15 protein-coding genes are annotated in these 13711 nt (G+C 60.8%); 11 read left to right on the top strand and 4 right to left on the bottom strand.

The window, feature by feature from the left end; all coding sequences use genetic code 11:
- Window positions 1-2: 2 nt before the first annotated feature.
- A complete protein-coding gene (locus AB1E34_RS11540; RefSeq protein ID WP_249712470.1) occupies window positions 3-464 on the bottom strand; it encodes an Lrp/AsnC family transcriptional regulator in 462 nt (153 codons plus the stop codon).
- Between the two features lie 142 nt (window positions 465-606).
- Here AB1E34_RS11540 and cobA point away from each other — a divergent pair, with 142 nt between their 5' ends.
- The 7 genes from cobA (at window position 607) to AB1E34_RS11505 (ending at window position 7621) form a co-directional block, all read left to right on the top strand.
- Window positions 607-1383, top strand: a complete 777-nt coding sequence (gene cobA / locus AB1E34_RS11535) for a uroporphyrinogen-III C-methyltransferase (protein ID WP_372572496.1) — start codon at window positions 607-609, stop codon at window positions 1381-1383.
- On the top strand, window positions 1383-1697 hold the full coding sequence (locus AB1E34_RS11530) for a DUF2849 domain-containing protein (protein ID WP_372572495.1): 315 nt from the start codon (window positions 1383-1385) through the stop codon (window positions 1695-1697). Before cobA ends, AB1E34_RS11530 begins: the two co-directional genes overlap by 1 nt.
- A 64-nt stretch (window positions 1698-1761) precedes the next feature.
- Window positions 1762-3426 (top strand): nitrite/sulfite reductase, encoded by a 1665-nt coding sequence (locus AB1E34_RS11525; protein ID WP_372572494.1) that lies wholly within the window; start codon window positions 1762-1764, stop codon window positions 3424-3426.
- A complete protein-coding gene (locus tag AB1E34_RS11520; protein ID WP_372572493.1) occupies window positions 3416-4177 on the top strand; it encodes a phosphoadenylyl-sulfate reductase in 762 nt (253 codons plus the stop codon). Before AB1E34_RS11525 ends, AB1E34_RS11520 begins: the two co-directional genes overlap by 11 nt.
- Complete coding sequence (locus AB1E34_RS11515) at window positions 4174-4581, top strand: DUF934 domain-containing protein (protein WP_372572492.1); 408 nt, start codon at window positions 4174-4176, stop codon at window positions 4579-4581. Before AB1E34_RS11520 ends, AB1E34_RS11515 begins: the two co-directional genes overlap by 4 nt.
- 108 nt (window positions 4582-4689) lie before the next feature.
- On the top strand, window positions 4690-5520 hold the full coding sequence (locus AB1E34_RS11510) for a ferredoxin--NADP reductase (protein ID WP_372572491.1): 831 nt from the start codon (window positions 4690-4692) through the stop codon (window positions 5518-5520).
- 139 nt (window positions 5521-5659) lie between these two features.
- Window positions 5660-7621 (top strand): calcium-binding protein, encoded by a 1962-nt coding sequence (locus tag AB1E34_RS11505; protein ID WP_372572490.1) that lies wholly within the window; start codon window positions 5660-5662, stop codon window positions 7619-7621.
- A 105-nt stretch (window positions 7622-7726) separates the two neighbouring features.
- Here AB1E34_RS11505 and AB1E34_RS11500 read toward each other — a convergent pair whose 3' ends face one another.
- Window positions 7727-8320, bottom strand: coding sequence for a hypothetical protein (locus AB1E34_RS11500; protein ID WP_372572489.1), 594 nt, complete (start codon window positions 8318-8320; stop codon window positions 7727-7729).
- Window positions 8321-8517: 197 nt separating this feature from the next.
- On the opposite strand from AB1E34_RS11500, the gene infC reads away from it, so the two are divergent.
- The 4 genes from infC (at window position 8518) to AB1E34_RS11480 (ending at window position 11686) form a co-directional block, all read left to right on the top strand.
- Window positions 8518-9123: a translation initiation factor IF-3 gene (infC, locus tag AB1E34_RS11495; RefSeq protein ID WP_445758213.1), complete on the top strand. Its 606-nt coding sequence runs from the start codon at window positions 8518-8520 to the stop codon at window positions 9121-9123.
- Window positions 9124-9345: 222 nt separating this feature from the next.
- Window positions 9346-10746: a selenium-binding protein SBP56-related protein gene (locus tag AB1E34_RS11490; protein WP_372572488.1), complete on the top strand. Its 1401-nt coding sequence runs from the start codon at window positions 9346-9348 to the stop codon at window positions 10744-10746.
- Between the two features lie 15 nt (window positions 10747-10761).
- Window positions 10762-11409 carry a hypothetical protein gene (locus AB1E34_RS11485; RefSeq protein ID WP_372572487.1) on the top strand — a complete coding sequence of 216 codons (648 nt, stop codon included), beginning with the start codon at window positions 10762-10764 and terminating at the stop codon, window positions 11407-11409.
- Window positions 11410-11485: 76 nt separating this feature from the next.
- Window positions 11486-11686, top strand: coding sequence for a hypothetical protein (locus AB1E34_RS11480; protein WP_372572486.1), 201 nt, complete (start codon window positions 11486-11488; stop codon window positions 11684-11686).
- A 4-nt stretch (window positions 11687-11690) separates the two neighbouring features.
- Here AB1E34_RS11480 and AB1E34_RS11475 read toward each other — a convergent pair whose 3' ends face one another.
- On the bottom strand, window positions 11691-12695 hold the full coding sequence (locus AB1E34_RS11475) for a molybdopterin-binding protein (RefSeq protein ID WP_372572485.1): 1005 nt from the start codon (window positions 12693-12695) through the stop codon (window positions 11691-11693).
- On the bottom strand, window positions 12692-13660 hold the full coding sequence (locus tag AB1E34_RS11470) for an XdhC family protein (protein WP_372572484.1): 969 nt from the start codon (window positions 13658-13660) through the stop codon (window positions 12692-12694). Before AB1E34_RS11470 ends, AB1E34_RS11475 begins: the two co-directional genes overlap by 4 nt.
- Window positions 13661-13711: the final 51 nt, after the last annotated feature.

Raw genomic sequence — 13711 nt, 5'->3', positions numbered from 1 at the left:
GCTCAAAGAGGCAGCATGGTGGTAGATTTGATCTCTTCCATCGACAGCAGCGCCGTAACGTTATGTACCCGCACTTCCGAGATCAGCGCCTGATAGAAGGCGTCATAAGCGCGGGCATTTCTCACGCGCACTTTCAGGATGTAGTCGATATCGCCCGCCAGCCGGTGTGCCTCCTGCACTTCGGGGCGATCTTGCAGCGCCTTCAGGAAGGCGTTCTGCCATTCGGCCTCATGCTCGGAGGTGCGGATCAGCACGAAGAAACAGGCCTCGTAACCCAGCGCCTCGGCATCAAGCAGAACCGTCTGCTGGCCGATCACTCCGGCCCCGCGCAGTTTGCGGATGCGATTCCAGACCGGCGTCTTGGAACTGCCCACCTGGCTGGCAATCTCGTCCAGCGACTGGCTGGCATCGCGCTGCAGTTCAGCCAGAATTTTCCGATCCGTGTCATCTATGCGTACTGACATTCCTGTTTTTTCCTTCAATCGAAACCCGCATTCCGGTTATTCAGCCAGATAGAACATACGTCCTTATTTGCTGCGCCATATGGCGGTTATGCGGGAATATTTCCTATATTGAGGGTCACGTCAAACAGAACAGACATGATCCATGACCACGCAACACGCAGATAACACAGCAGGCCGGATCGACTTCGTCGGTGCAGGACCCGGTGATCCGGAGTTGCTGACCGTCGCGGCCCTGCGCGCCTTCGAGGCGGCGGATGTGGTTTTACACGACCGCCTGATCCCGGATGAGGTGCTAGCCCTGGCGGGGCGCACCGCCAAGCTGGTCGATGTGGGCAAGGCCGGGTTCGGACCATCCTGGGATCAGGGCGACATCAATGACCTGCTGGTCGAGCATGGCCAGAACGGCGCGCGCGTCGTCCGGCTGAAATCGGGCGATCCGACCATGTTCGGCCGTCTCGACGAAGAGATCGAGGCCGTCGAGGCCGCCGGGTTGAGCTGGCGCATCGTGCCGGGCATCACCGCCGCCTCTGCCGCAGTCGCCGGTATCGGGCAGAGCCTGACGCGGCGCGGGCGCAATTCGTCGATCCGCTTTCTGACGGGCCACGACATGAAGGGCTTTGCCAATCACGACTGGGCCGCGCTGGCGCGCCGGGGCGAGGTTGCTGCGATCTATATGGGCAAGAAATCAGCCCGCTTCATCCAGGGCCGTCTGATCATGCATGGCGCCGTGCGCAGCACGCCCATCACCTTGGTCGAAAACGCCTCGCGCCCCGATCAGCGCGTGCTGGCCACAACCCTGGACCGCCTGCCCGCCGATCTGGCGCAGGCCGAGATGAACGGCCCAGCGCTCACCCTTTATGGCCTTGCCCCGCGGCAGGCGGTGCAGGCCCTGACAGAATTCAACAAGGAGCATGCCTGATGGCCCGCGCTTTTACCCCTAAAGTCGTCACCGCCAATGACCTGCTGGAAGGTGATGTGATCTATCTGACCGCCGATGACCGCTGGTCGCGTGACCTGACCGAGGCCGAACTGATCACTGACGAGGCGCATGCACAGCTGCGCCTGCTTGATGCCGAAAGCCAGCCGAGCACGATCGTCGGCGCTTATCTGGCAGATGCGGTCGCCGGAAATAACGGTCCGGAGCCAACACACTTTCGGGAAGATTTCCGCCGTACCGGTCCCTCCAACTACCGGCATGGCAAGCAGGAAACTTCCCCGCAGCCCCAGGTCTGAACAAAGGCCCCTTCTCTCCCCCTAAAAGGCCCCGGATCCGGGGCTGCACCAAGGACAGCAAACGATGTATCGCTACTCCGAGTTTGACACCGCCTTCCTCAATGAACGCAACGCGCAGTTCCGCGCCCAGGTCGAGCGCCGCATTGACGGGTCTCTGACCGAGGATGAGTTCAAGCCCCTACGCCTGATGAACGGGCTCTATCTGCAACTGCATGCCTATATGCTGCGGGTGGCGATCCCTTATGGTACGCTGAACCCCGACCAGATGCGGCAACTGGCTTTGCTGGCCGAGAAGTGGGACAAGGGCTATGGCCATTTCACCACGCGGCAGAACATCCAGTATAACTGGCCCAAGCTGAACGACGTGCCCGACATGCTGGACGCGTTGGCCGAGGTTGGCCTGCATGCGATCCAGACCAGCGGCAACACGATCCGCAACGTGACCGCTGACCACTTTGCCGGCGCCGCCGCGGATGAGGTCGCCGACCCGCGCCCTTATGCCGAACTGCTGCGCCAGTGGTCGACCGACCACCCGGAATTCCAGTTCATGCCGCGCAAGTTCAAGATCGCGATCACCGGGTCGGAAAACGACCGTGCCGTGATCAAGGCGCATGATATCGGTCTGCAACTGGTCGAGCGCGACGGCGTTCTGGGCGCGCGCGTGCTGGTCGGTGGCGGCCTGGGCCGCACGCCGATGATCGGCAAGGAGTTGAGCCCGTTTGTCGCCTTCGACGACCTGCTCGCTTATCTGGAGGCAACCGTCAGCGTCTGGAACCAGATCGGGCGTCGTGACAACAAGTATAAGGCGCGCATCAAGATCACCGTGCATGAGCATGGCATCGATGCGATCCGCGCCAAGGTGAATGAACGTTTCCTGCAAGTGCGCCCGCAATTCAAAGGCGCCGACATGGCGCTGCTGGAAGAGATCAAGGGCCATTTTGCGCCGCCCGCCTTCCGGTACCGTTCGGTCGCGGGGTTCAAGGATGCCTATCACCATGATCCGGTCTTCCGGTCCTGGGTGGACACCAACATCGCCGCGCACAAGAAAGACGATCATGCGATTGTCACGATCTCGCTCAAGAAACAGGGCGAGACGCCGGGCGACGCCACTGCCGAGCAGATGCGGGTGATGGCCGATCTGGCCGAACAGTACGCCTATGGCGAACTGCGCATCAGCCATGAGCAGAACGTGATCCTGCCACATGTGCACAAATCCGACCTGCCCGCGATCCACGCGCGGCTGAAAGAGCATGCGCTGGCCACCGCCAATATCGGGCTGATCAGCGATATCATCGCCTGCCCCGGCATGGACTATTGCGCGCTGGCGACGGCCCGCTCGATCCCGGTAGCACAGCAGATCGCCAGCCGCTTCGAAGAGCTGAAGCTGGAGAACGACATCGGTGAGCTGAAGATCAAGATCTCGGGCTGCATCAATGCCTGCGGGCATCATCATGTGGGCCATATCGGCATCCTCGGCCTCGACCGTGCAGGCGTGGAAAACTACCAGATCACACTGGGCGGCGACGGTACCGAAACAGCGGCCATTGGTGATCGCACCGGTCCTGGTTTTGCCTATGACGAGATTGTGCCAGCGATCGAACGACTGGTCGCGGCCTATCTCGACCTGCGGGAAGGTAAGGAGGAGACCTTCCTGCAAACTTATCGCCGTCTGGGGATGGCACCGTTCAAGGCGGCGCTTTACCCCGAGGCTCAGGCCAATGCCGCTTGATGAAATCCAGACCGAGCTGGGGGCTGAACGCTGCGCCCTGACCGAAAAGGTTGAGGCGCTCAACACCCGATTCCGCCACCACAGCGCCCATGACGTGATGCATGGCGCGCTGCAGGAGGCCGGGCATCTGGCGCTGGTCTCCAGCTTCGGGGCCGAGTCGGTGGTGTTGCTGCATATGGCGGCGGTGGTCGACAAGGATATACCGGTGCTGTTTGTGGACACGCAGATGCTGTTCACCGAAACGCTGGTCTACCAGCAGGAGGTGAGCGAACGGCTTGGGCTGCGCAACGTGCAGATCATCCGCGCCTCGGACGAAGATGTGGCCCGCGACGACCCCTATGGCGCCTTGCGGCTGCGCGATACCGATGCCTGCTGCACGCTGCGCAAGACGATCCCGCTGCAGCGTGCGCTCAAGGGTTTTGACGGCTGGATCACCGGACGCAAGCGGTTTCAGGCCGGCACCCGCGCCGCGCTCGACTTTTTCGAAGTTGAAGACGGCACCGGGCGCATCAAGGTCAACCCGCTGGCCCATTGGGCACCCGAAGACGTGCGCGCCTATATGGACGAAAACCGCCTGCCCCGGCATCCGCTGGTGGCGAATGGATACCCCTCGATCGGCTGTGCGCCCTGCACCTCGCCGGTCAAAGAGGGCGAAGACCCCCGTGCCGGACGCTGGCGCGATCAGAACAAGGAAGAATGCGGCATCCATTTTGTCGATGGCAAGATGGTGCGCGCCGGAGAGAAAACATGAATGTAATCGTGACTGATGAGGGCTTCGCCCCCGATGACTGGACCGACGGCTATGTCACGCTGGATGACGCCGCAAATGATGTGGTGTCGCTCGACGTGGCCTCAGACACCGACCCGGATGAGCTGATTGACCGCCTGGGCAGCGCCCAGATGGTGCGCGTCGATTTTCCATCCTCCGCAGATGGGCGCGGCTTTACCATCGCGCGCGTTCTGCGCCTGAAAGGTTATGCCGGTCGCCTGCGCGCCAAGGGGCATGTGCTGGCCGACCAATATGCCATGGCACGCCGCAGCGGCTTTGATGAGGTCGAGATCGACCAGGCCCTCGCCAACCGCCAGCCTGAGGATCAGTGGCTGGCCCGCGCCGACTGGCAGGACCACAATTACCAGGCCCGCCTGCGCGGCTGAGCCCGCCTATCGCCAGCTTGTGACCACAAAGGGGCAAGATGCCCCTTTTCCTGACTTGGATCAAAGATTAAACGGAGATGCCGGTTTAGCTGACCGGATAGTGAAACGATGACAGAGATGAAATCCGTGACCGAAGCCACCGCCGTAAAGGCCCCCGTCCTGCCCGACGCGCAAACCGTGCTGGATGTGAAGCACTGGACCGACAGCCTGTTCTCGTTCAAGGTATCGCGCCCCGCCTCCTTGCGTTTCCGCTCGGGCGAGTTCGTGATGATCGGCCTGCTGGGCGACAATGGCAAGCCACTGCTGCGCGCCTATTCCATCGCCTCGCCTTCCTGGGACGACGAGTTGGAGTTCTACTCGATCAAGGTGCAGGACGGCCCGCTGACCTCGAAGCTGCAGCATATCAAGCCCGGCGATCAGATCATCCTGCGGCCCAAGCCCGTGGGCACGCTGGTGCATGACGCCCTGCTGCCGGGCAAGCGGCTGTGGTTCTTTGCCACTGGTACCGGCTTTGCGCCTTTCGCCTCGCTGCTGCGCGAGCCGCAGACCTATGAGGATTATGACGAGATCATCATCACCCATACCTGCCGCGAAGTGGCAGAGCTGGAATATGGCCGGCAACTGATCGAAGACATCAAGCAGGACGAGATGCTGGCCGAGCTGATGGGCGCGGATTTCCACAAGAAGATTCGGTATTACCCCACCACCACCCGCGAAGAGAGCCCCAAGATGGGCCGTATCACCACTCTGCTGAAGGATGGCACGGTGTTTGCCGATCTGGGCATCGAGGGTATTGCGCCGGAAAGTGATCGCGCCATGGTCTGCGGCAGCCTCGCGTTCAACCATGACATCAAGGCGATCCTCGAAGAGTTCGGCCTGCGCGAAGGTGCCAATTCCGAACCCAAGGAATTTGTGGTCGAAAAAGCCTTTGTCGGCTGACCGGCCACACCACAGGATTTGAGGGAAGCCGCGCCATGATGCGCGGCTTTTTCTATTTCAACCCTAAGGAGTCATAAATTTGCCTGATTTCCTCTGTTTCTAGCGAAACAGACGCGGTTTAGCATCAGAGGGTTTCAAGGTGGCATTGGTAACCGGGACGACATTGGGCGAAACACTTGCCGGAACCAACGGCAATGACACAATTCTCGGTCTGGGTGGGAATGACAGCATCCTGGGATCAGCCGGCGATGATCTGATCCGGGGTGGCGCTGGAAACGACACGATACAGTCGGGTACCGGTCGTGACACCCTTGAGGGTGGTGAGGGAGATGATCGGTTCGAGGTGAGCCTCATTGCTCCGCCGGGGTTTCCCTCACCGATACCGACGTCACAAGACGTTGAAATACCGCCCGATGCTGTGATCAACGATCCAATCCGTATCCTGGGCGGCTCGGGCGACGATGTGATCGTGCTCGACCTCTCCAATTCCGGGTCAAACAATATTTACCTGAATTGGACTCAGGAAGAGGGGTTGATCAAAAGCCTTGGATCCGTTGCTCTGGAACTGACATGGTATGCGGACAGCCCGGAAGCAACCGACGTAGAGGCGCTTCACATCATAGGCGCCCAGGGCGATGATGAGATTTGGGGAATTGACGGAGATGACACCATCGTTGGCAATGGGGGCAATGATGAGATCTGGGCAGGTTTCGGTGATGACGTCATCTTTGGCAACGGAGGCAATGACTCCCTGTTCGGGGATTTTGGGAACGACACGCTGATCGGTGGCGCGGGCGACGATGTTCTTGCCGGCGGATGGATTGGTCAGGAATGGCTATTGGCAGGATCCGGGAATGACACTGTCTCTCTGCATCATGAAGCCTTCGAAGACCCGTCCAAAGAATATGCCGATGGGGGCAGCGGAAACGACCTGTTGTTGCTCGTTCTGGAGGGCGAGGAGGACCATCTGATCAAATTTAATCCCGGCGGCAGATCTACGGTGTCCAACGGGTTGATCCTGGATGATTTCGAGTATCTCTATCTTGAGACCGAAGCAGGAAATGTGACGCTTGAACTTGGGCTGCACGATGCCGACTGGAATTATTATTGGGTAGCCGGGTTTGGCAGGGACCATGCAATTATCGACATATCTGCTTTCTCGGGCGCGGTCTATTTCGATGTGCACGATGGCTACGATGAATTGCCAGAGATGTTTGGAGCGGCTTGGTCTGGGCCCAGAATTCAACTCCTCGGCGTGGATCGGTTGACGTTCCGGGGCAACAACGACGCAAACGAAGTCTACGGTGGGGATTTTCGCGACGCTCTGTTTGGCGCGGGGGGCGAAGACACTCTGTTCGGTCGCGCGGGGCAAGATCAGCTTTTTGGTCAAGCAGGCAACGATAGTTTGTCCGGCGAAGACGGGGCCGACAGCCTGGATGGCGGCAACGGCAACGACGCGCTGGATGGCGGAGCGGGCAATGATTTTCTGTCCGGTGGCAACCAGAATGACAGTCTGCTTGGCGGGCAAGGCGACGATGTGTTGCTGGGCGGAAATGGTGCTGACTGGCAAAGCGGCGATGAGGGAGCGGACCGGCTTCAGGGTAATCATGGAAATGACAGGCTCATGGGCGGTGATGGCGCTGATACCGCCTATGGAGGCGACGGAGAGGACGCTTTGGGCGGCGGTACGGGCGGCGATTATCTGGGTGGCGGCTCCGGCAAAGACAGGGTGTTTGGAGGGGACGGAAACGATGTGATCTTCGGCGGGTCGGGCGCGGATGTGCTGTTTGGCGGCGCGGACAACGACTCGATACGAGGCGGCCTGGGCAACGACACTCTGAATGGTGGCAGCGGCTCTGACTTTTTTGTTTTCAAGGCGAAACACGGGAAAGATCAGATCGTTGATTTCGAACTTGGACTGGACAGGATTGTGGTGGAAGGAGAAGGCCTTGCCTTTGATGACCTGAGTTTCACCTCCAATGGCGGCGGTGTGACGGTCGAGATTGCCGATCTTGACCACCCGCTTGCATTGAGCGTGCAGATCGATGGCGTGAGCGTCGACGATATCGCCCAAGAAGCGAATTTTGTGTTTCTGGGCTAGGTGCTGAGCGGTGGTATCGAGAAGGCTCTTTTAGCCTAAGCGCCCAACCAAAAAAGAAGGGCCGCGTACCTGTTCAGAACGCGGCCCCTTTTTGCTTTCCGGGTATCAGTTGCCCGATGTGGTCGTGTCGTCGGTCGTGCCAGTGGCGGCGTCACTTCCCGTGCCAAGCGCATCCGAGACCGAATCGTTGACCGCATCTGCCGCGTCACTTGCCGCATCTGCCGCATCGCTTGCAGCATCAGTGGCAGCGTCGGTCACATCGCTCACGGTCTCGCCCGCGGTTGTTGCAGCGTCAGAGGCTGCATCCGAAACCGCATCCGCAGCATCGCTGGCGGTGTCGCTTGCCGCGTCGACAGCATCGCTTGCCGCGTCAGTTGCGGCATCGGCGGTATCGCTTGCGGCATCTGTGGTTGCATCTACGGCATCGCTCGCAGCCTCGGTGGCAGTATCAACCGCGTCATCAACCGCTTCCTTAACGTCTTCCGCCGCCTCTTCCACGGCCTCGCCGGCGTTTTCGACGGCCTCTTCAACCGATTCTTCAGCGGTTTCAGCGGCGGTTTCGGCCTCCTCCGTGGCGGTTTCAGCGGCAGCCTCCGGCGTGGCGGCCTCTTCGCCTGCACCCTCGGACTGTGCGTTGAAATAGAAATAGCCACCCGCTGCGAGCCCTGCGAGAATGATCAAGACAACAATTGGTTTCATTACTGTTTTTCCTGTTTTCTGCACAACGCCCTTTGCATTGGCGCCTGGCAATCAAGTGGTTGGATTCCCAAGCGGACACAAGGGGGAAAACCGCATGATACCACACCATCGCGCCAGACCGGGCTGCGTCGGCAGGTAATCGCCTCTTGAAATGTACGCAGCACACCGGCATATGGCGCTAACCGCTTGAATCACTGGTGACAGAGCGCTATTTTCCCGGCACTTTCAGCTGCAACCATCAAAGGATTGAACCCATAGCTCGCAGACCTCACAACGCGCCGCCGCAACGAGACACTGGCCCGCGCGTCAACGAAAAGATCCGTGCCAACGAAATTCGCCTGATCGGCGCAGATGGTGAGAACGTTGGTGTCGTGACGCCTGCACGCGCCATCGACATGGCGGTTGATGCCGGTCTGGATCTGGTTGAGATCTCTCCCAATGCGAACCCGCCGGTCTGCAAGATCATGGATTTCGGCAAGTTCAAATATGAGCAGCAAAAGCGCGAAAGCGAAGCGCGCAAGAAGCAGAAGATCATCGAGATCAAAGAAGTCAAATTCCGCCCGAACACGGACACGCATGACTATGAAGTCAAGATGCGCAACGTGTTCAAGTTTCTGGAAAACGGCGACAAGGTGAAGGTCACCCTGCGTTTCCGTGGCCGCGAGATGGCGCACCAGAACTTGGGCCGCGAGTTGCTGGAACGGGTGGCCGAGGACACCAAGGAAATCGGCAAGGTCGAGAATTTTCCCAAGATGGAAGGCCGTCAGATGATCATGCTGATCGGGCCTCTGCCGCAAAAGTAACCCACCTGTCATACGATTTATTCGAAACGCCCTGCCTTACGCGCGGGGCGTTTTTCGTTGTGAAGACGCGCGCTCCGACCACAGACCAAAGTCGCACCCCACGAAATTCTCCTTGACCTGAACAAAGCCCGGCACCGACCATATCCAGGTTGGAGGACGGGTACGCAGCACCTGGGCCAGTTTGGCGCAAAGCATGCGAATTTGAACTTAGGGAGAGAATTCATGAATTTACGACCGGACCCTACCTTTCATCCATCCCCCCGGCTGGCGATGGAGGCCCCGGCAGAAACACTGGCCTTTACGCTCATGCTCAGTCCGGACGGGTCGCAACCTGACGGTCTGGCGGTGGTTGACGTGGACCCCACCTCGTCAACGTATGGCAAGATCGTGCATTCGGTCATCATGCCCAATACCGGCGATGAGTTTCATCATTTCGGCTGGAACGCCTGTTCCTCGGCACTGTCGCCGCTGTCGGGTCACGCCTTTCTGGAGCGCCGCTATCTCATCATTCCGGGTATCCGCTCGTCCCGGATCTATGTGATCGACGTGAAAGAACCGCTCAAGGCCAAGATCCACAAGATCATCGAACCCGAAGAGGTGTTCGCCAAGACCGGCTATTCCCGCCCCCACACGATCCATTGCGGGCCCGAAGGCATCTATGTCTCGACCCTGGGCGGCGGCGGCGAAGACGGCACTGACGGACCGCCGGGTATCTTCATCATGGATTGCGAAAGCTTCGAGATTCTGGGCCGTTACGAGATGGATCGCGGCGTGCAGGACAAGCACTATGATTTCTGGTGGAACCTGCCGCGCGACTACATGGTCAGTTCAGAATGGGGCCTGCCGCCGCAGTTTGAAAACGGTATCGTGGCCGAGGACCTGCTGTCTAACAAATACGGCCATTCGATCCATTTCTGGGACCTGCGCGGGCGCAAGAACATCCAGACGATCGATCTGGGCGCAAACCACCAGATGGCGTTGGAAATCCGCCCAGCCCATGACCCGTCCAAGGAGTACGGCTTTTGTGGTGTGGTGGTCGACACCACCAACCTGCAAGGCGCGATTTTTACCTGGTGGCGCAACGCGGATGGCACGTTCGAGGCCAAGAAGACCATCACCATCGATCCGGTGCCGGCCGATCCCGATGACCTGCCCGAATTGCTCAAAGGCTTCTCGGCCGTGCCGCCGCTGGTCACCGATATCGACCTGAGCCTGGACGACAAATATCTCTATGTCGCCTGCTGGGGGCTGGGCGAGATGCATCAATACGATGTCTCGGACCCGATGAACCCGGTGCTGGCCGGCAAGGTCGAGATTGGCGGCATCGTCAAAAAGACCAAACATCCCAATGGGAAAGACTTTGGCTATGGCCCGCAGATGGTCGAGATCAGCCGCGACGGCAAACGCGTCTACTGGACCAATTCGCTCTATTCGACCTGGGATGATCAGTTCTATCCCGATGACGAGGGCGCGGCGATGGTGATGGCGAATGTTGGCGAGAATGGCGGCCTGACGCTGGATGAAAGCTTCTGGGTCGATTTCCCGGACGGCTATCGCTCGCATCAGATCCGGCTGGAGGGTGGCGACTGTTCGACCGACAGTTTCTGCTATCCCTCGGCCTGATCGTTGAGCCCTGACATGACCACCGCCGCGCTCTGGCTGGCGGTGGTTCTGAGCGGTCTTTATCACGGCGCCAATCCCGGCATGGGATGGCCGCTGGCAGTGTCCTCGTCGCTGATGGAACGCCGCCAGGGCGCGCTGTTCACCGCGCTTGGCGCGCTGGCGTTGGGGCATTTCCTGGCAATGCTGGCGATTTTGCTGCCGCTCTCGGCGATGACTGCGCTGGTGTCTTATGAACGCGAATTGCGTCTGGCAACCGGTGGCATCGTCGTGCTCTGGGGCTGCTGGATTCTGGTCACCCGCAAGCATCCACGCTTTCTGGCGCGGGTGCCGCCCTCGCGGCTGGCGCTGTGGTCGTTTCTGGTGGCGCTGGCCCATGGGGCCGCGCTGATGCTGGTGCCGATCTATCTGGGCCTGTGCAAGATCGACGAGTTGGATACCGGGCATCTGGCCGCCTCGGAACTGATGGCGCGCAATGCCGGGCTGACGCTAGGCGTGGCCCTGCTGCACACCGGCGCTATGCTGCTGGCCGGAGGCACGATCGCCTTTGCCGTCTACCGTTGGCTGGGCTTGCGGTTCCTGTCGAAAGGCTGGTTCGACCTGGAAATCCTCTGGGCGCTGAGCCTGATCCTTGTCGGCGGGCTGGGCCTCTATACCGCGATCTGAAAAAACGACATTTGGCGCGACGGAAAGCGCGCAGTGACGCGTTCTATCCCCGAAGACATTGAACCCCGGGGCAGACATGCGCGCTATACTCCTTACCATTCTTATTCTTGTGGCCTATCCCTTTGTGAAGTCCGACAAGGCTGACCCTCATCGCTATGTGGTCGATCCGCCAGAGCGAATCGAAGTCAATGATCTGGCACCGTCCTTGAGCCCTATGCTCTATGGCTTGAACGGGTCGGGATGCGCCGGGCAGCGTGGTGACTGCGCACCTGCCTGACCTCTCAGCTACGTTTCTTCCCTGCGCGCGGCTGCGGTCGCGTGGGAATTTCCTTGAGCAGCCCGCCAACCCCCATTGCGGCGATATCCGCACCGGTGGTGGTGACCCCACAGGCCACCCGCGACAAAACCCAGTCAGCACCGTTGAGCGCCGGAGAGCGGGCACAACCCGGCAGGCCGATCACCGGGCGCGGGCCAAGCTGGCCCAGAAACAGCAGGTTACCGGGATCGACCGGCATCCCGAACCGATCCACCCTGCCGCCCGCATGACGCAGCGCTGCCGGGGCCACATCCTGCGGGTCCGAGGTGGCCGAGCCGGTCAGGATCATCACCATGTCGCCGCCCACATCCTGCAGGGCTGCGCTCAGCGCCTCTTCGCGATGGGGCACCGTGCGGATGTCGCTCAGGTCCATGCCCAGCGCCTCGACCCGACCGCGAATGGCGGCGATGCCCTTGTCATTGGACGGCCCGCCGGGAATATCGCTCACGATCAACCCGGCCGAGCCGTGTACCGGCGCAAGCAGCCGGATCGCGTTGCGCGCAGCCTCTGCCGCGCGGGTCACATCGATCTCGGGCACGGCATAAGAGATCACCTTGATCGTCGCCACCATGCCGCGCGGCGTCATCTGCTGATAAGGCGGTACCGTAGCCACGGTGATCATCGGATGGACCTGATTGAACCGCTCGAGAGCCGCCACATCCAGATCGACGATGCCAGGCGATGCGGCCAGAATGTTCACCCGCCCCGTAAAGGGCTTGCTCAACGTGACATTGGCGGCGGCAGGATCAGGAACCAGCGCGTCGGCCAGAACCCTCGCTGCGGTATCCTCATGCACATCGCCCGGCTCCAGCCGAGCCACGGTGACCTCCGCTACGCCATTCTCGGCCAGCAGAGACAAGTCCTGCGCGCCCAGCACGATCCCCTTGCGCAGCTTTCGCCCACCGGCACTGACCGAATGCGCGAGAACGGCACCCTCTGCGTCAGAAACGGGAACCGGGCCGAACCTCATGCCTTGCCCCGCAGCACAGCCGTCATTTCCGCCAATATGGCCACCGCAATCTCGGACGGGCCAGCCGCGCCGATATCAAGCCCGATAGGCCCGTGAATGCGCGCGATCTGCTCTTCGGAGAACCCCGCCTCCTGCATTCGCGCGACGCGTTTGGCGTGGGTGCGGGTCGAGCCCAGCGCGCCGATATAGAAGATATTGGCCCCCAGAGCCGCCTGCAGTGCCGGATCGTCCAGCTTTGGATCATGGGTCAGCAACACAAGTGCCGTGCGCGTATCAAGGCCGATCTCGGCCACCGCCTCATCCGGCCAGTCGGTCAGGATCCTCTCGCCCGGGAACCGTTCCGACGAGGCAAACGCCTCGCGCGGATCGATGATCACCGGGTCATAACCGGCGATCCGCGCCATCGGCACCAGCGCCTGAGCGATATGCACCGCCCCCAACACCACCAACCGCAGCGGCGGATTGTGCACGGCGACAAAGGTCTTGCCATCCTCTTCGAACCCCGAGCGATCCAGACGCATCCGATCCGCATGGCGCGTGCGCCGAAGCGCGCGACGGCCCGTGTCGATATTGACCTCATAGGCAACGGGGATGCGCGCGGCGCGCAGGGCAACCAGCTCGGCCAGCATCACCTCGGACAGCACCGCGCCGATCGGTTCCACCAGAATGCGGATGGTGCCGCCACAGGCAAGACCCACGGCAAAGGCATCCTCGTCGCTGACACCAAATTCCAGCACCCGCGACGCGCCCTCTTCGATAGCCTCCAGCGCCTCGACAATCACCGCACCCTCGACGCAGCCGCCCGAGACCGAGCCTTCGATCCGGCCATCGCCGCCGATCACCAGTTGCGCCCCCACCCGGCGCGGCGCGCTGCCCCAGGTTTCAACCACCGTCGCCAGTGCGGCGCTGCCGCCCTCGCGATACCAGTCAAGCGCGGTTTCCGGGCTGTTATCAAAACGTTGCATGCGGCACCTCCCAACGGCGAGTATGGCCCAGACCCGAGGCGGTGTCTGCTG

The sequence above is a fragment of the Ruegeria jejuensis genome (assembly GCF_041537905.1).
Classification (GTDB): domain Bacteria; phylum Pseudomonadota; class Alphaproteobacteria; order Rhodobacterales; family Rhodobacteraceae; genus Ruegeria_C.
The sequence above is the reverse complement of the archived record's forward strand: the minus strand, read 5'-3'. Positions and strand labels throughout refer to the sequence as shown.